This window comes from Nonomuraea sp. NPDC048826, assembly GCF_043198225.1.
Taxonomy (GTDB): domain Bacteria; phylum Actinomycetota; class Actinomycetes; order Streptosporangiales; family Streptosporangiaceae; genus Nonomuraea.
In genome coordinates this window covers 313,265-329,994 of the sequence record NZ_JBICUQ010000004.1, presented here as the reverse complement: position 1 = coordinate 329,994, position 16,730 = coordinate 313,265, and the positions used below count along the sequence as shown (strand labels likewise).

Below are 16,730 nucleotides of genomic sequence, written 5' to 3'. Positions count from 1 at the left end.
CCACCTCCGCTTGTCCCTTTCCGCTCGTCCGGGCTCGGGCCGTAGTGCTGGTTGCCGCTTTCGTGGCTGTTTCGCCGCCGATGCTGAAGCTTTGGCTCACCCCGTGCTCGAGTGCCCGCCGTAGCTGAAGCGTCGCTTTCCGGGCCATGTGATCGCTGGCCGCCGTAGCTTTCCGGGCTCTTGCCTGTACGGTCAGCCGCGGCGTTTTTGCGGCGGCCGTCGCGTTGCTTCTTGGGAGGGCTGCCTGCGGAGCTTGCCGGAGCGGGGGTGCAGGTCACCGTCACCTTGTCCGCCAGCAGCTCCGTTCCGCTGGTCAGGTGGGCCAGGGCGGGTTCGTCCTCGGGGCGTCCGTGGGTCAGCCTGGAGGTCGGTCGGCCGCTATAGGAGGCCGGTGACAGCGGCCAGCACGATGGGGATCGCCCAGCGGAGCAGCCGTGGGAGTCTGCGGCGGAGGCGGAGGCGGCGGCCGCGGATGGCGTGGTCGGGAGGCTCCCGTAGTGGGGGCTGGAGATGCCCTGCGGTTCGCTGGGTGGTTCCTGGTTGCCGGGAGCCGGGCCGTGCGGGAGGCTGGCATCGCGTCCGCCACCGTTCGCTGCGACGTGGGCCGTCCCCGATCTCCGTCTGGTCAGGTGGCCGAGCCGCCTGCGAGCCTGCCGATGCTCTCCTTGGCGGCCTGGTCGAACGATTGTGCGACCAGGTTGCCCAGGGGGTTCTGGGATGTCATCTCCTGGGCGCGTCGGCGTTCCGGTTTCGGCAGGTTCTTGGGGAGGAGCTTGCCTGCGTGGGCCAGGGAGACGAGTGCCGAGGTGCGGGAGTCGGGCTCAGCTCCGGTCAGCACGGCTAGCAATCGGTCGTGGAGCGCGGCTCTTGGGGCCGGGCTGGTCTCGGGGTAGACCTCCTCTTTAAAGATGCGCAGGTATCGGCGGGTTTCTGCGGTGATCAGGCCTTGACGTACGAGTGCGGCCAGTAATCGGGTACGGCGCTCGGGGGTGTACATCGCGACCCACCAGTCGGTGAAGGCCGGTGGTGGGCCGCTGTGGGCTGTCAGCTGACGGAGTGTCTCGTCCAGTTCGGGGTTGCCGGTGGGCTCGGGGTCGCGTACGTGTAGGTGGCCGTTCTCCAGGGTGAATCTGTCCATGACGACGAGTTCGGCGAGCACGGCGGCGCTCAGTGTGTAGTCCAGCATCTCCTGGTTGACCGAGATCACGCCGTCGGGGCGGTGGGCCAGCAGGAGGAGTTCTTCGGCGATGAGCTGTTCCATGGGTCCAATCTGGCGCATCGCGAGCCGGCATGGGCACCCGAAGCCTCTGGAAGGTCGCCCGGCGAGTGGCCAGGAATCTGTGGGGAGGCGGCTGCCGAGAAATGGCTAGGGTGCGGGGATGCGGCGGTGTGCGGGATGCGGGTTGTGGGAGCCGGCCGGGGCGCCGGGGTGTATGAAGTGCGCCCGAGTGGTGGACGGACTCGTCGAGGAGGGGTGGCGGGAGTTTCTGCGGGGGGAGTTCGGGGGGCTCTCCGCGGAGGAGGAGCGGGGGGTCGCCGAGATGGTGATCGACGAGCTCGACCGGCATCTCTGGCGGGTCGTCGATGCCGCCTATGACCGGTTGGTCTGCGGGGAGTGCGGGGGAGCGCTCAGCCGGGGGCCCGCCGGGTGCGCCGCGTGTGATCGGGCGCATGGTTATCGGTACGCGGCGGTCGAGGTGGATCGGCCGGGGGCGGTGCCGGGGAACGAGCATGCGCTCCGGGTGAACGTGTCGGTGGTGCGGCGGCCGTACGGGATCTCCGAGAAAGAGTTGCTGGCACGGCGGCTGTCGCTGCCGATCCTGCTGGAAGGACATCTGCCGTCCGTCGAGCAGGCGCAGGCGGCCCGGGCCGTTCTCAACAAGGGCGGATCGGCCGAGGAGTACGCGGCCTTCATCTACCAGGAGTGGAGCTAGCGGGGCCGCCTCAGCGCCTGACCTTGTCCAGGTCGAGATCGACGTCGACGGGGAAGCCGATGTCGGTGCGCAGCCGGCCGCGATGGATGCCGGTGGGCAGGTAGGCCTTGACGGCGGGCTCCAGCTCGAAGGTGTAGGCGACGGGTCGGTCGTCCTCCAGTTCGACGCGCCAGAAGTGCTGGATGCCCGCGCTCGCGTATTTGCTCGGCTTGGTGGTGCGGTCTCGGTCGCGGGACTCCTCGGAGACCACCTCGACCACCAGATGGACGTCTGCCGGCTTGAAGGTGGTGATGCCGATCTGCTGGGCGGCAGCGGCCTGCACCAGCATGATGTCCGGCTCGGGGCGCTGGCGCAGGCCCAGTGTCACGGTCATCTCCCGGATGACGACGAGGTGGTCGGGAGGGCGGAGCTCCCTTTCCAGCAGCCTGAGAACAAGCATGTGGAACATCGTCTGGGGCGACATCATGATGAGCCCACCATCGATCAGTTCGACGTGCGGGGGCGCGTCGGGGGGGAGGTGATCGAGCATGTCGGCGGTCCAGCCGCCTGGAGGGCCGGGGTAGAACCATTCCGGAAAGGCTGTGGTCATGACGACGCCCCCTCGGAGATGTGACCCTTCGAAGTCATTGTGCCACGGTGGGTGGTGTCAGGGTTGCTCTTTGCGGTCCTGCATGGTTCTGCGGTAGAGGTCGTCGATCTCCTGGAGGGGGTCGGGGGCCGGGCGGCGGGCCTCGATCTCCAGGTCGGTGCGGGCGCTCAGGTCGGCCAGGCCGGTGGCCGAGTGGTGCACCTGGTCGCTGAGGAGGTCGGCGCGGATGCGGGCGCACATGGCCGTCAGCTTCGCCTGGTGCTCGCGCAGCTGCCCGAGGGTGGCGTGGTCGACGTAGCGGGAGACGCGGGCCTGCTGGGCGTACATGCCGAGCTGGCCGTCGTGCACGTCGGCCTGGGCGGTCAGGTCGGCCAGCAGGCGCGGCAGGTCGCCCAGGCCCCAGCCCTGGCGCTGGGCCTGCTCGACGGCCTGGCGGGTGAGTGAGACCTCGCGGCGCAGGTCGAGGCGGAGCCGCTCGACCTCGGCGGCGTCGCCGGTGCCCATGGCGTTGACGTGGGTGGTCAGCCGGGTGGTGGCCTCCTTGGCCTTGACCGCGGCCTTCTTGCCGACCTTGACCAGCACGTAGATGCCGACCCCGGCGATCAGCGCCAGGAAGGCCAGGATGACCAGCACGATCATGAGGACTTCGCCGATCGGGGACACCTCCTGTGTGGGGCTCTTGGCTTCGAGGATAGTGCCCCGGCGGCGATGGGAAAGGCCCGGCAGCGGGGTGAATGCTGCCGGGCCTCCGTCATGCGGGCGCGGGGCGGGGGCCACTGAGCGCCCGCACGGATCGCGGGCCCGCCGCGAGGGCGGGCGCGGATCTCGACGGTACGGGACGAAGCGGACGCCTCACATCCGCCTGGCGGGTGTTGACGCGGCGGCCGGGGGCGCGCTAATCGATCCGCGACCGCCCGGGCGGCGGCTCGGCGAGACCCTGCCGGGCTCGGCGGCGGGCGCGGAGGCGGCGCACCTTTCTGATCACCCACCAGGCGATCAGGGCCAGGAGGATCAGGGCGAGGATCACCAGCACGGGGGCGAAGATCGCCACCAGGCTCAGGCCCAGGGCGCCGCTGTCCTCGGCGACGCTGGCCACCGGGGCGCCGGTGCCGGCCGTGGAGGCGTTGACCACCGGCCGGGCGGCGGTCTTCAGCAGGTGGACGGCGAGCGCCATGACGATGCCGAGCACCCAGCCGAGCCACGGGTTCTCCGCCATCCAGGTCGAGCTGTCCAGTTCGGCCGCCGCGGTGGTGGCGCTGAACACCACGCCGCCGGACGCCGGCCGGACCGCCGTCTGGATCATGTCGTTCACCGTGTCCACGGCCGGCACCTTGTCCAGCACGAACTCGGCCGCCAGCAGCACCGCGATCACGCCGAGCACGCCCCAGTTCGACAGCCAGGCGTACCCGTCGGGCAGCTTGACCGCGTCGGTGAGGTTGGCCAGCACGCCCACCACCAGCAGGGGGATGTAGGCGTTCAGCCCGGCGGCGGTGGAGAGGCCGAGTCCGGTCAAAGTGGCGAACATGGCTCTAGTCTGCCCGGGTGGCCTCGTCCATGAGGAACGAAAGTTCCGGGCCGGTGAACTCGGCCACCGCGCGCTCGTACTTCTCCATCCCCCACGACCAGAAGTCGAAGTCGATGGACTCGTTCGCGCCGTCCTGGATGGACGCCCACAGGGTCCAGCCGTACTTGGACATGAGTCCCAGCAGCCGGGCGCGCGCGATCTTGTGGCGCAGGCGGCGGCCGTAGTAGGCGGTCACCAGCTCCTCGAGCTGGCCGGGTGAGAGGTTGGACTCGCTCCACAGGTTGCCCAGCTCGAAGCAGGGGTCGTTGTTGCCGGCGTACTCGTAGTCGATCAGCCAGAGGCGCCGGCCGTCGTCGATGATGTTGCCCGCCAGCAGGTCGTTGTTGCAGGGCACCGTCGCCTCACGCCGCACTTCCAGACATGTCTGGATCTGGGCGACCAGAGGCATGAAGTCCAGATAGCGCGGCGGCAGCCGGAACCCCCGCTCCCGCACGATCCCCAGATAGCGCCGCTGCACGTCGAACATGTCGAAGTCGCGGGGGAAGCGCGGCCCCGCGTGCAGCCGGCGGCACGCCTCGGCCACCCGGGGCAGGTTCGCCGAGTCGCGCACGTCGTCCTCGGTGAACGTGCGCCCCGGGAGATAACCCACGACGAGCCCCTCGCCGGGCAGGTAGGCGTGCACCGGCGCGCCCACCCCGGCCTCGGCGGCGGCCAGCGTGGCCAGGTGCTCGGCGTCCCTGTCGATGTTCAGCAGCGAGCCGTCGCTGCCGAACACCCGCACCACGTACGCCCCGCCGTCGGTGCTCACCTTGAAGTTGCGGTTGGTCAGGCCGCCGGGCAGCTCCTCGACGGAGTGCGGCACGCCGGACAGGAGGGGGATGCGGTCGATGATCTCGAGCACGGCCATGGTCGATGCTAAGCCGACGCGCGCTAAACGGTCTAGACCTTTAAGGTCATCGAAGGTTAGCCTCGCCGCATGAGCGACTCCGCCCGCATCGTGATCATCGGAGGTGGCGTCGGCGGCGCCTCCGTCGCCTACCACCTGACCCTGCTCGGCGAGCGGGACGTGATCCTGCTGGACCGGGACGAGCTCACCAGCGGCTCCACCTTCCACTCGGCCGGGCTGGTCGGCCAGCTCCGCGCCGATCCCACGCTGACCAGGATGAACCAGTACTCCGTCGAGCTCTACCGGACGCTGGACGCGGGCTGGACCGAGTGCGGCGGCATCAAACTGGCCTCCACCCCCGAGCGGATGGCCGAGATCCGCCGCCAGATCGGCTGGGCGCGCACGTTCGGCCTGCCGCTGGAGGAGATCTCCGTCGCCGAGGCGGCCGAGCTGTTCCCGCTGATGAGCACCGAGGGCGTGGTCGGCGCCGCCTACCTGCCCACCGACGGCCAGATCGACCCCTCCCGGCTGTGCTACGCGCTGGCGGCCAAGGCCAGGGAAGGCGGCGCGCGCATCCGTACCCGGACCAGGGTGCTCGGCCTGGACGTCACGGACGGGCGCGTGACCGGCGTGCGCACCGACCAGGGCGACATCGCCTGCGAGATCGTCGTCAACTGCGGCGGCATGTTCGCCGCCGAGATCGGCCGCATGGCCGGCGTGCGCGTGCCGATCGTGCCGATGTCGCACCAGTACGTGGTCACCGAGGGCTTCCACGAGCACCGCGACCTGCCCACGCTGCGCGACCCCGACCTGCTCGTGTACTACCGGCAGGAGGTCAGCGGGCTGGTCATGGGCGGGTACGAGCGCGAGTGCGCTCCCTGGACGGCCACCGCCGCCGCGCACGACGCGATCCCGGCGGACTTCAACGGCCGGCTGCTGCCCGAGGACTGGCCGCGGCTGGAGGAGATCTTCGACAACTCCCGGCGCCGGGTGCCGGCCATGGCCGACGTGGGCATCCGCAAGCTGATCAACGGCCCGGAGGCGTTCACCCCGGACAACGAGTTCTGCCTGGGCGAGACCGAGGTCGGCGGGTTCTACGTGGCGGCCGGGTTCTGCGCGCACGGCATCGCGGGCGCGGGCGGCATCGGCAAGGTGATGGCCGAGTGGATCGTCGAGGGCGAACCGTCCATGGACCTGTGGCACATGGACGTCCGCCGGTTCGGCGCCCAGTACCGCTCGCCCTCCTACACGCTCGCCCGCGCCGTGGAGAACTACGAGACCTACTACGACATCCGCTACCCGGGCGACGAGCGGCGGGCGGGCCGGCCGCTGCGGCTGTCTCCCGCGTACGCCTGGCACCGCGAGCACGGCGCGGTGTTCGGCGAGAAGTCCGGCTGGGAGCGGGTCAACCACTACGCCGGCAACGCGGACGATCGGGACGAGCGGCCGCGTGGCTGGGCGGGGCGCAACTGGTCGCCCGCCGTCGGCGCCGAGCACCGGGCCACCCGCGAGGCCGCCGGGCTGTTCGACGAGAGCTCGTTCGCCAAGATCGAGGTGACCGGCCAGGACGCCGCCGCGCTGCTGGAGTGGGTGTGCGACAACCGGGTCGCCCGCGCGGTCGGCGCCGTCACCTACACCCAGGCGCTCAACCGGCGCGGCGGCATCGAGTGCGACTTCACCGTCACCCGGCGCGGCGAGCGGGAGTTCCTGATCGTCACCGGCACCGCGTTCGGCTCGCACGACCTCGGCTGGCTGCGCAAGCAGGCCCGGCTGCGCGGCGCCGACGTGCGGATCGCCGACGTGACCGGCCAGTACGCGTGCTTCGCGCTGTGGGGGCCGCGGGCCCGCGACATTCTCGGCACGCTCACCCCCGACCCGCTGGACTTCCCGTTCATGAGCTCGCGCGAGCTGACCGTGGGCGACGTGCCGGTGCTGGCGCTGCGGGTGACGTTCGTCGGAGAGCTGGGCTGGGAGCTCTACTGCTCCAGCGAGTACGGGCTCGCGCTCTGGGAGGCGCTGTGGCGGGCGGGCGAGCCGCACGGCCTGACGGCCGGCGGCTACAAGGCCATCGACAGCCTGCGCCTGGAGAAGGGCTACCGGGTGTGGGGCGCCGACATCGGCCCCGAGACCACGCCGTACGAGGCCGGGCTCGGGTTCTGCGTCAAGATGGACAAGGAGTTCCTCGGCAGGGACGCGCTCGACCCGCGGCCGTCGCGCCGGCTGCGCTGCGTCACGCTGGGCGACCCGCGCGCCGTGGCGCTCGGCAACGAGCCGGTACGGGTCGACGGCGAGGTGGCCGCCCGCGTCACCTCCGGCGGCTACGGCTACACCGTCGGCTCCTCCATCGCCTACGCCTACCTGGAGGCCGAGCCGGGCACCAAGGTCGAGATCGAGGTGGAGGGCACGTGGGTGCCCGGCACCGTGGTCAAGGAGCCGCTGTGGGACCCGGCGGGGGAGCGGGTGCGCTGACCCCGGACCGTACCGAGATCCGCACCCGGTCCGGGCGGAACAGGTCGCGGGCGTGCTCGACCGGGGTGCCGTCGCCGGCGTAGGCGGTGCGCTCGATCCGCATGAGCGGCGCGCCCGGCTCGATGCCGAGCTCCGCCGCCTCCGCCGGGGCCGCGACCACCGGGTCGAGGTGCTCCACGGCGGTGACCGGCGCCAGGTCGTAGCGCTCGGCCAGCAGCGCGTACAGCGACCCCGACAGGTCCTCCTCCAGCAGGCCGGGCAGCTCGGGGAAGAACGAGCGCTCCAGCGCCACCGGCGAGCGGCCCGCCGAGCGCACCCGCGCCACCTCGTGCACCGGCGCGCCCGCCGCCAGCTTCAGCGCGGCGGCCACCGGCGCGGGGGCGGACACCAGGCGCGCCACCAGGATGCGGGCCTCGGCCCGCAGATGGGCGCGGCGCATCTGCTCGGTGAACCCGGCCAGCCCCGTCAGGTCGCACTCGACGCGCGGCTCGGCCACGAACGCGCCGCCCGACCGGCCCGGCACCCGCACCAGCACCCCGTCGCGCTCCAGCGTCGACAGCGCCTGGCGCAGCGTCATCCGGCTCACGCCCAGCCGGGCCGCGAGCTCCCGCTCGCCGGGCAGCCGGTCGCCCGGCGCCATGTCGCCGCCGGAGATGGCGTCGAGCAGCCACCGCTCGATCTGCACGTGCGCCGGCACGCCGCCGCCGCGCTCCAGCTCGGGAGGGGTCCGGACCACACCGGGATGGTACGTCACCGGGCCAGGCGGCCCAGCCGCTCCACCGCGTCGGCGAACTCGGAGACGATCTCGTAGACGACCTCGCGGGCCGGCCTCACCTGGTTCAGCTGGCCCACCACCTGGCCGACGAAGTAGCCGGCCAGCTCCAGCGCGCCCGGCTCGCCGCGTTCCGCCGCCGCGACGATGCGGGCCATCGCGTGCTCGGCCACCAGCATCTGCATCGGCATGCCGAGCGGGCCGGGGCTCTCCTGCCCGTGGTCCCACTCCTCGGTCCACGCCGTGACGAGCTGGCGGGCCGGCTTGCCGGTACGCGAACGCGACCGCACCGTGTCCAGCGACGAGGCGGCCAGGAACTTGCGCTTGACCGCCTGCGGCGTCTCCGCCTCCTCCGTGGTCAGCCAGACCGAGCCGCACCACACGCCCTCGGCGCCCAGCGCCATCGCCGCCGCCATCTGCCGGCCGGAGGCGATGCCGCCCGCCGCCAGCACCGGGACCGGGGCCACCGCGTCCACCACCTGCGGCACCAGCACCAGCGTGGAGATCTCGCCGGTGTGTCCGCCGGCCTCGGTGCCCTGCGCGACGATGAGGTCCGCGCCCGCGGCCACCTGCCGGCGCGCGTGCTCCACGGTGCCGACCAGCGCCGCCACCGGCACCCCCGCCTCCCGGGCCAGCGCCACCATCTCCGGCGGCGGCGGGCCCAGCGCGGAGGCGATGAGCCCGATCGGGTGCTTGAGCGCCACGTCGATCAGCCCGGTCGCGCCCGCCGCCGACACCCGCCGGGCGAACTCGTCGGCCGCCGCGCCCACCGGCTGCTGCCCGTGCCCGCCCACGCCGTACTTGGCCATCAGGTGCGTGACGAAGTCGCGATGCCGTTCGGGGATCAGGTCGGCGGCCCGCACGCCGCCGAGCGCGGCGGCGTCCACCTTGCCGGGGACGAGCACGTCCACGCCGTACGGTCTGCCGCCCACCTGCTGGTCGATCCAGGTGAGCTCCACGTCGAGCTGTTCGGGGGTGTACGCGATCGCGCCCAGGACACCGAAGCCGCCCGCGTTCGTCACGGCCGCCACCACGTCGCGGCAGTGGCTGAAGGCGAACAGCGGGAACTCGATGCCTAGACGCTCGCTGATGGCGGTCCGCATGCACCGACGCTAACCGCCAGAAGCATGTTCGGTCCAGCAGGTCAGGAAGCCGCCAGGGGCGAGACGCCCGGCGGGTGCCAGCCTAAGTCGGGGTCGTACGTGCGGATCAGCTTGGCCGGCACCCCCGCCACCACGCTGTGGTCGGGGAACTCGCCGCGCACCACCGCGCCGCCCGCCACCACGCACTGACGGCCCAGACGGGTGCCCGGCAGCACGATCGCGCCCGCGCCCAGCCAGGAGCCCGAGCCGATCGAGACCGGGTTGTTGCGCGGCCACTGCCGGCCGATCGGCACGTCGGGGTCGTCGTAGACGTGGTTCTGGTCGGTGATGTAGACGTACGGGCCGGTGAAGACGTCGTCGCCGATGTCGATCGACTGGTGTGCGACGACGTGCGTGCCGCGGCCGATCGAGCAGCTCGCGCCGATCCGCAGGATCGAGTCCGGGCCCAGGTCGGCGCCCGGCCACATGCCGCACGACAGCGACACGCGCTCGCCGATCAGCGTGTGGTCCCCGATCTCGATCCACTCCTCGCCGAAGATCGCCCCCGGCGGAAAGGCGATCTTGGCTCCCGTGCCCAGGTGGCGGAAGCCGTAGCCGGCCGGGGTGAGCGGCGTGATCGCCCCGGTGTCCCGGATCGCCGCGTAGGCACGGTGGATCAACGTGCCGAGCGCCCGCCGTACAAGTGACATAAGGACCAAAGTTACCGGTTGGTCATACCGTTCGGGCATGTGAGGGGCGTTGTTTGATATCCTGAGAGCCCGTGGACACTCCGGCCACATCTTGGGCCACACTTCGAGCCACGGGAGCCTCCTTGCGCAGCGCCACGCAAACCAAGCATCTGTTCGTCACAGGCGGCGTCGCCTCCAGTCTCGGCAAGGGGCTCACCGCCTCCAGCCTGGGCCGTCTGCTCAAGGGGCGCGGCCTGCGGGTCACCATGCAGAAGCTCGACCCGTACCTCAACGTCGACCCCGGCACGATGAACCCGTTCCAGCACGGCGAGGTCTTCGTCACCGACGACGGCGCCGAGACCGACCTCGACGTCGGCCACTACGAGCGCTTCCTCGACACCGACCTGCACGGCTCGGCCAACGTGACGACCGGCCAGGTCTACTCCAACGTGATCGCCAAGGAGCGGCGCGGCGAGTACCTCGGCGACACCGTCCAGGTCATCCCGCACATCACGAACGAGATCAAGGACCGCATCCGGGGCATGGCCGCCCCCGACGTGGACGTGGTCATCACGGAGGTCGGCGGCACCGTCGGCGACATCGAGTCACTGCCGTTCCTGGAGGCCGTGCGGCAGATCCGGCACGAGGTCGGCCGCGACAACGTGTTCTTCCTGCACGTCTCCCTGCTGCCCTACATCGGCCCGTCCGGCGAGCTCAAGACCAAGCCCACCCAGCACAGCGTGGCCGCGCTGCGCAGCATCGGCATCCAGCCCGACGCCATCGTGCTCCGCTCCGACCGTCCCGTGCAGGTCGCGATCAAGCGCAAGATCAGCCTCATGTGCGACGTCGACGAGGACGCCGTCGTCAGCTGCGTCGACGCCGCCTCCATCTACGACATCCCCCGGGTGCTCCACTCCGAAGGGCTCGACGCGTACGTGGTGCGCCGGCTCGGCCTGCCCTTCCGCGACGTCGACTGGAAGGAATGGGACCAGCTGCTGCGCCGGGTGCACCGGCCGGCCAAGGAGGTCACCATCGCGCTGGTCGGCAAGTACATCGACCTGCCCGACGCCTACCTGTCGGTCACCGAGGCGCTGCGCGCCGGCGGGTTCGCCAACGACGCCAGGGTCAACATCCGCTGGGTCAAGAGCGACGACTGCGAGACGCCCGAGGGCGCCGAGCGCGAGCTCGACGGCGTCGACGGCGTGCTCATCCCCGGCGGGTTCGGCGTGCGCGGCATCGAGGGCAAGATCGGCGCCATCCGGCACGCCAGGGAGAACAAGATCCCGCTGCTCGGCATCTGCCTCGGCATGCAGGGCATGGTCATCGAGGCCGCCCGCAACATGGCCGGCATCGCCGAGGCCAACTCCACCGAGTTCGACCCCGACACCAAGCACCCCGTCATCTCCACCATGGCCGACCAGGAGGACGTCGTCGCCGGCGAGCGTGACATGGGCGGCACCATGCGGCTCGGCAGCTACACCGCCAAGCTCGGCGACGGCACCCTCGCCCGCCAGCTCTACGGCAAGGCCAAGGCCGGCGAGCGCCACCGGCACCGCTACGAGGTCAACAACGCCTACCGCGAGCGGCTGGAGAAGGTCGGCCTGGTGTTCTCCGGCCTGTCGCCCGACGGCCGCCTGGTCGAGTACACCGAGCTGCCCGCCGAGGTGCACCCGTTCTTCATCGGCACCCAGGCCCACCCCGAGTTCCGCTCCCGGCCCACCCGCGCCAACCCGATGTTCAAGGGGCTCGTCGGCGCGTCCCTCGCCTACGCCGACAGCAGGGTGGCCGCTAAGGTGACCAAGTGAAGATCAGCCCGGGTGACCAGCGGGGGGCCGCCGTGATCGAGGACACGCCGGAGTCCTGGGACGTCGTCGAGACCAGGACCCGGTTCGAGGGCTACGTCATCGACGTGGTCACCGACACCGTCCGCATGCCCCGCGACCAGACCGCCGACCGCGACTACGTCCGCCACCCCGGCTCCGTCGGGGTGCTCGCGCTCGACCCCGACGGCCGGGTGCTGCTCATCCGCCAGTACCGCCACCCCGCCCGGCGGCTGCTCTGGGAACTGCCCGCCGGGATCCGCGACGTCGAGGGCGAGGCGCTGGTCGACGGCGCCGCCCGCGAGCTGGCCGAGGAGGCCGGCTACCGGGCCGCCACCTGGCACACCCTGGTCGACATCCTCACCTCGCCCGGCTGCTCCGACGAGCGCATCCGCATCTTCCTGGCCCGCGACCTGGAGAAGATCCCGGACGAGGAGAACTCCTTCGAGCACCGCCACGAGGAGATCGACATGCTCGTCGAGTGGGTGCCGCTCGACGACGCCGTGCGCAGGGTGCTCGCGGGGATGATCCACAATTCCGCGGCCGTGGCCGGTATCCTCGCCGCGTACGCGGCCGCGGCCGACGGGTTCACGGGCCTGCGCCCCGCAGACGCCCCGGAGGCGTGAAGGAAGGAGCCGGATCCGTGGAGGCGGTGCTGACCAGCTACCTCGCCCACCTCGCGGTGGAGCGCGGCCTGGCAGCCAACACACTCGCCTCCTACCGGCGCGACCTGCGCCGCTACGCCGAGCACCTGCGCTCGCGCGGGCGGGCCGAGCTCGACCAGGTCGCCGAGGCGGACGTGCGCGCCTTCCTCGCCGCGCTGCGCGAAGGCGACGGCGAACACCCCGCGCTGGTGGCCAGCTCGGCCGCCCGCGCCGTGTCCGCCGTCCGCGGCCTGCACCGCTTCGCGCTGCGCGAGGGCGTCACCGCGCACGACCCCGCCCACGAGGTCCGCCCGCCGCGCCAGCTCCGCAGGCTGCCCAAGGCCGTCACCGTCGACGAGGTCGAGCGGCTCATCGCCGCCTCAGGCCCCGACGGCGCGCCGCTCACCCTCCGCAACCGCGCGCTGCTGGAGGTCCTGTACGGCACCGGCGCCCGCATCTCCGAGGCCGTCGGCCTGGCCGTCGACGACCTGGAGGACGACCAGGTGCGGCTGCGCGGCAAGGGCGGGCGCTCCCGCGTCGTGCCGCTCGGCCGTTACGCCCGCGCCGCGCTCGACGCCTACCTCGTCCGGGCCAGGCCCGGCCTGCTGACACACGGCCGCGGCACCCCCGCGGTCTTCCTCAACGCCCGCGGCGGCCGGCTCACCCGCCAGGGCGCGTGGGAGGTCCTGCAGGCCGCCGCCGAACGTGCCGGACTCGCCGGGATATCTCCCCACGTTCTCCGGCATTCGTTCGCAACCCACCTCCTTGACGGCGGCGCCGACGTTAGGGTGGTGCAGGAGTTGCTCGGCCACGCCTCCGTGACGACCACCCAGGTCTACACACTGGTGACGGTCGACAAACTCAGAGAGGTGTACGCGGCGGCGCATCCCCGTGCCCGCCAGTGATCTATAGTCTTTTGGGTCGTGCGGCACTCCGGCGTGCCGCCTTGCCGCGTTTAGTGGCGACGCCATAGTGTCCGTCCGGACGGTCCGGTTCGGGATCGTCAGGGAGGTTCGAGCTGGTGACTGTGAAGACCAACGGTTCGACCCCGGGGACCCCCGACAACCCCTGGGGTGACACCAAGACCAACGCGCCTTCCAACGGCGTCAATCTGGGCCCCACGCAGCGGCCCCGTCCGGTGTTCCCGGAGCCGGTGCCGCGCGACGTCCACGGCCCGGCCCGCGTGGTCGCCATGGTCAACCAGAAGGGCGGGGTCGGCAAGACGACCACGACCATCAACCTCGGCGCCGCCCTCGTCGAATGCGGGCTCAAGGTCCTGCTCGTCGACTTCGACCCGCAGGGCGCGCTCTCCGTCGGCCTCGGCATCAACCCGCTCCAGCTCGACCTCACGGTCTACAACCTGCTGATGGAGCGCAACGTCAGCGCCGAGGACGTGCTGCTGGAGACCGGCGTCGAGGGCCTCGACCTGCTGCCCAGCAACATCGACCTGTCCGCCGCCGAGGTCCAGCTCGTCACCGAGGTGGCCCGTGAGCAGGTGCTCGGCCGCGTCATCAAGCCGCTGCTGCCGCACTACGACGTCTGCCTGATCGACTGCCAGCCGTCGCTGGGCCTGCTCACCATCAACGCCCTCACCTGCGCCCACGGCGTCATGGTGCCGCTGGAGTGCGAGTTCTTCGCGCTGCGCGGCGTCGCCCTGCTCATGGACACCATCACCAAGGTGCAGGAGCGGCTCAACGAGGACCTCGAGATCGAGGGCCTGCTCGCCACCATGTACGACGCGCGCACCCTCCACGGCCGCGAGGTGCTCGCCCGCGTCGTGGAAGCCTTCGGCGACAAGGTGTTCCACACCGTGATCAACCGTACGGTGCGTTTCCCCGACGCCACCGTGGCCGGCGAGCCGATCACCACCTTCGACCCGTCCTCGCTCGGCGCCAACGCCTACCGCGAGCTGGCCCGCGAAGTGCTCTCACGCTGGCCGCAGCCTGCCACAATGGCGAGGTGACAGAGCAGCAGGCCGAGCCCCAGGGCTTCCAGGTCCACCTGGACGTCTTCGAGGGGCCCTTCGACCTGCTCCTCGGCCTGATCTCCAAGCACAAGCTCGACATCACCGAGGTCTCGCTCTCGCAGGTGACGGACGAGTTCATCGCCTACATCCGCTCCCGCGGCCCCGAGTGGGACCTCGACCAGACCAGCCACTTCCTGCTGGTCGCGGCCACCCTGCTCGACCTCAAGGCGGCCCGGCTGCTGCCGTCCGGCGAGGTCGAGGACGAGGAGGACCTCGCCCTGCTGGAGGCCCGGGACCTGCTGTTCGCCCGCCTCCTGCAGTACAAGGCCTACAAGGAGGTCGCCAAGATCTTCGCGGGCCGGATGGCCGACGAGGCGCTGCGCTTCCCGCGCACGGTCCCCATGGAGCCGCAGTTCGCCAACCTGCTGCCCGAGCTGGTGCTCGGCATCGGCCCCGAGCAGCTCGCCCGCATCGCGGCCAAGGCCTTCGCCCCCAAGCTGCCGCCCACCGTCAACGTCGGGCACATCTACCAACCACTCGCCAGTGTGCGCGAGCAGGCCGCTATCCTGGTGCAGCGCCTGCGCCGCATGCGCAGCGCCACCTTCAGGGCCCTGGTCGCCGACTGCGAGGGCACCTACGAGGTCATCGCCCGTTTCCTGGCCGTGCTGGAGCTGTTCCGGGAGTCCGCGGTCAGCTTCGAGCAGATCGAGCCGCTCGGCGACCTGCACGTCACCTGGACGGGCGCCGACGACGGTGACGTCGCGGTGGGAGACGACTACGAGGAAGGCCTGGAGAAACCCGCAGATGGCTGACGACCCCCATGCGCGTAAGGACCTCCCCGCCTGGATGACCCTCCCCGGCTCCCTGGCGGCCACCCCGCCGGCCGAGGATTCCACGGATGCCGTGGATGCCGTGGATGCCGTGGATGCCGTGGACTCCACGGATGCCGTGGACTTCTCGGATGGCGCGGACTCCTCTGATGGCGCGTCCGAGGTTGTCACCGCTTCTCCGGATGCGGGCGCCTTCGGGGAGGAAGCTCTCGGGGGTGACGGGGCCTCGGCGGAGGATCTCGCGGCTGCTCCGGTGAGTGTCGCCGTCCCGGTGGCCGGTGAGGATGTCGACCGGGAGCCACTCGTCGATCCTCACGACGATCTCGAAGTTCCGCAGGTTGCGCAGGGGCCCGAGCTCAAGCCGGCGCTCGAAGCCATCCTCATGATCGTCGACGAGCCCGTACGGGAGATGACCCTGGCCCAGGTGCTGGAGCGCCCCACGCACGAGGTGGTGGCGGCGCTCCGGGAGCTGGCCGAGGAATACGAAGCCTCCGGACGGGGTTTCGACTTGAGGCAGGTCGCGGGAGGGTGGCGCTATTACACGCGCCCCGCGTACGCGCCGTTCGTGGAGCGGTTCGTCCGTGACGGCCAGCAGACGCGGCTCACCCAGGCCGCGCTGGAGACACTCGCGGTCGTGGCCTACCGGCAGCCGGTGAGCCGGGCGCGGGTGGCCGCGGTACGCGGCGTCAACAGCGACGGCGTCATGAGGACGCTGGTCGCCAGGGGGCTGGTCGAGGAGGCCGGCACCGACCCGGAGAGCCAAGCCGTGCTCTACCGGACAAGCTCATACTTCCTTGAGCGTCTGGGACTGAACGACGTCAGCGAGCTTCCCGAGCTCGCACCGTTCCTCCCGGACGACGTGGAAAACATCGAGGAGACGACGAAGTGATCAACAGGCGAAGCACCCCGTCCGGTGATGGACGCGGTCGAGGACGCGCCGGCGGCTCCGGCCGTGGCGGGCGTCCCGCCTTCCGCTCGGACGACTCGCGTGGCCGTACGCGCCGCGACGACTTCCGTGACGGTCCCCGCCGCGACGACCGCGGCGGTTCCCAACGAGACGACTTCCGCCCCGACGACCGCCGTGGTTCCGGCGGCGAGGGGTTCCGCGACCGTCGGGGTTCAGGTGGTGATGGCATTCGCGCGGACCGCAGGGGTTCCGGCGGCGAGGGTTTCCGCGACCGCCGGGGTTCGGGTGGTGATGGCATTCGCGCGGACCGCAGGGGTTCCGGCGGCGAGGGTTTCCGCGACCGCCGGGGTTCGGGTGGTGACGGGTTCCGTGACGACCGCCGGCGTTCCGGTGGTGACGGCTTCCGCGCGGACCGCAGGGGTTCGCGTGACGACCGTGGTGGGTTCCGCCGCGACGACGCCCGCGGGGCGTCAGGTGAGCGCGGGTCCTACCGAGGCGGGGACGACGCGCGTGGTTCCCGCCGTGACGAGCGCGGGGGTTCCCGCGACTTCCGCCGCGACGACCGCGGTCCCCGCCGCGACGACCGTGACGGCCGTGGCGGCGACCGCTATGGCTCC

16 protein-coding genes are annotated in these 16,730 nt (G+C 71.4%); 8 read left to right on the top strand and 8 right to left on the bottom strand.

Translation table 11 applies throughout. The features are described from left to right. Positions 1–625 precede the first annotated feature (625 nt). Positions 626–1,261 (bottom strand): GPP34 family phosphoprotein, encoded by a 636-nt coding sequence (locus ACGFI7_RS16030; protein WP_393404689.1) that lies wholly within the window; start codon positions 1,259–1,261, stop codon positions 626–628. A 187-nt stretch (positions 1,262–1,448) separates the two neighbouring features. Between ACGFI7_RS16030 and ACGFI7_RS16025 the strand changes: the two genes are divergently transcribed. Continuing rightward, complete coding sequence (locus ACGFI7_RS16025; RefSeq protein WP_393404687.1) at positions 1,449–1,934, top strand: hypothetical protein; 486 nt, start codon at positions 1,449–1,451, stop codon at positions 1,932–1,934. A gap of 10 nt (positions 1,935–1,944) precedes the next feature. Here the strand turns inward: ACGFI7_RS16025 and ACGFI7_RS16020 are convergent, their stop codons facing one another. The 4 genes from ACGFI7_RS16020 to ACGFI7_RS16005 all read right to left on the bottom strand — a co-directional run bounded on the left by ACGFI7_RS16020 (position 1,945) and on the right by ACGFI7_RS16005 (position 4,955). After that, a complete protein-coding gene (locus ACGFI7_RS16020) occupies positions 1,945–2,523 on the bottom strand; it encodes a Uma2 family endonuclease (RefSeq protein WP_393404684.1) in 579 nt (192 codons plus the stop codon). Between the two features lie 57 nt (positions 2,524–2,580). Beyond that, complete coding sequence (locus ACGFI7_RS16015) at positions 2,581–3,186, bottom strand: hypothetical protein (protein WP_393404681.1); 606 nt, start codon at positions 3,184–3,186, stop codon at positions 2,581–2,583. Positions 3,187–3,418: 232 nt separating this feature from the next. Continuing rightward, a complete protein-coding gene (locus ACGFI7_RS16010) occupies positions 3,419–4,048 on the bottom strand; it encodes a DUF4126 domain-containing protein (protein WP_393404678.1) in 630 nt (209 codons plus the stop codon). Between the two features lie 4 nt (positions 4,049–4,052). Then, complete coding sequence (locus ACGFI7_RS16005; RefSeq protein ID WP_393404675.1) at positions 4,053–4,955, bottom strand: phosphotransferase; 903 nt, start codon at positions 4,953–4,955, stop codon at positions 4,053–4,055. Positions 4,956–5,024: 69 nt separating this feature from the next. On the opposite strand from ACGFI7_RS16005, the gene ACGFI7_RS16000 reads away from it, so the two are divergent. Next, positions 5,025–7,403 carry an FAD-dependent oxidoreductase gene (locus ACGFI7_RS16000; RefSeq protein ID WP_393404673.1) on the top strand — a complete coding sequence of 793 codons (2,379 nt, stop codon included), beginning with the start codon at positions 5,025–5,027 and terminating at the stop codon, positions 7,401–7,403. Here the strand turns inward: ACGFI7_RS16000 and ACGFI7_RS15995 are convergent. Genes ACGFI7_RS15995 through ACGFI7_RS15985 form a run of 3 tightly spaced genes read right to left on the bottom strand, consistent with a single transcriptional unit; the run spans position 7,360 to position 9,967 of the window. Beyond that, a complete protein-coding gene (locus ACGFI7_RS15995) occupies positions 7,360–8,139 on the bottom strand; it encodes a GntR family transcriptional regulator (protein ID WP_393404670.1) in 780 nt (259 codons plus the stop codon). The two genes, ACGFI7_RS16000 and ACGFI7_RS15995, sit on opposite strands and share 44 nt — an antisense overlap. 14 nt (positions 8,140–8,153) lie before the next feature. Then, a complete protein-coding gene (locus tag ACGFI7_RS15990; RefSeq protein ID WP_393404667.1) occupies positions 8,154–9,278 on the bottom strand; it encodes an NAD(P)H-dependent flavin oxidoreductase in 1,125 nt (374 codons plus the stop codon). A 41-nt stretch (positions 9,279–9,319) separates the two neighbouring features. Further along, positions 9,320–9,967 carry an acyltransferase gene (locus ACGFI7_RS15985; RefSeq protein WP_393404664.1) on the bottom strand — a complete coding sequence of 216 codons (648 nt, stop codon included), beginning with the start codon at positions 9,965–9,967 and terminating at the stop codon, positions 9,320–9,322. Positions 9,968–10,089: 122 nt separating this feature from the next. Between ACGFI7_RS15985 and ACGFI7_RS15980 the strand changes: the two genes are divergently transcribed. From ACGFI7_RS15980 to scpB, 6 genes are all read left to right on the top strand, one after another. Next, complete coding sequence (locus ACGFI7_RS15980; protein ID WP_393404661.1) at positions 10,090–11,751, top strand: CTP synthase; 1,662 nt, start codon at positions 10,090–10,092, stop codon at positions 11,749–11,751. Continuing rightward, positions 11,748–12,392 carry an NUDIX domain-containing protein gene (locus ACGFI7_RS15975; protein WP_393404658.1) on the top strand — a complete coding sequence of 215 codons (645 nt, stop codon included), beginning with the start codon at positions 11,748–11,750 and terminating at the stop codon, positions 12,390–12,392. The genes ACGFI7_RS15980 and ACGFI7_RS15975 overlap by 4 nt, the downstream gene beginning before the upstream one ends. 17 nt (positions 12,393–12,409) lie before the next feature. After that, on the top strand, positions 12,410–13,315 hold the full coding sequence (gene xerD / locus ACGFI7_RS15970) for a site-specific tyrosine recombinase XerD (protein WP_393404655.1): 906 nt from the start codon (positions 12,410–12,412) through the stop codon (positions 13,313–13,315). Between the two features lie 116 nt (positions 13,316–13,431). Further along, entirely contained in the window at positions 13,432–14,373 is a 942-nt protein-coding gene (locus ACGFI7_RS15965) for a ParA family protein (RefSeq protein ID WP_393404652.1), read from the top strand. After that, positions 14,370–15,188 carry a segregation and condensation protein A gene (locus ACGFI7_RS15960; protein ID WP_393404649.1) on the top strand — a complete coding sequence of 273 codons (819 nt, stop codon included), beginning with the start codon at positions 14,370–14,372 and terminating at the stop codon, positions 15,186–15,188. Before ACGFI7_RS15965 ends, ACGFI7_RS15960 begins: the two co-directional genes overlap by 4 nt. A gap of 289 nt (positions 15,189–15,477) precedes the next feature. Continuing rightward, the gene (gene scpB, locus ACGFI7_RS15955) at positions 15,478–16,095 is read left to right on the top strand and encodes an SMC-Scp complex subunit ScpB (protein ID WP_393405675.1); all 618 of its coding nucleotides are present in this window, start codon (positions 15,478–15,480) and stop codon (positions 16,093–16,095) included. The last annotated feature ends 635 nt before the right edge of the window (positions 16,096–16,730 follow it).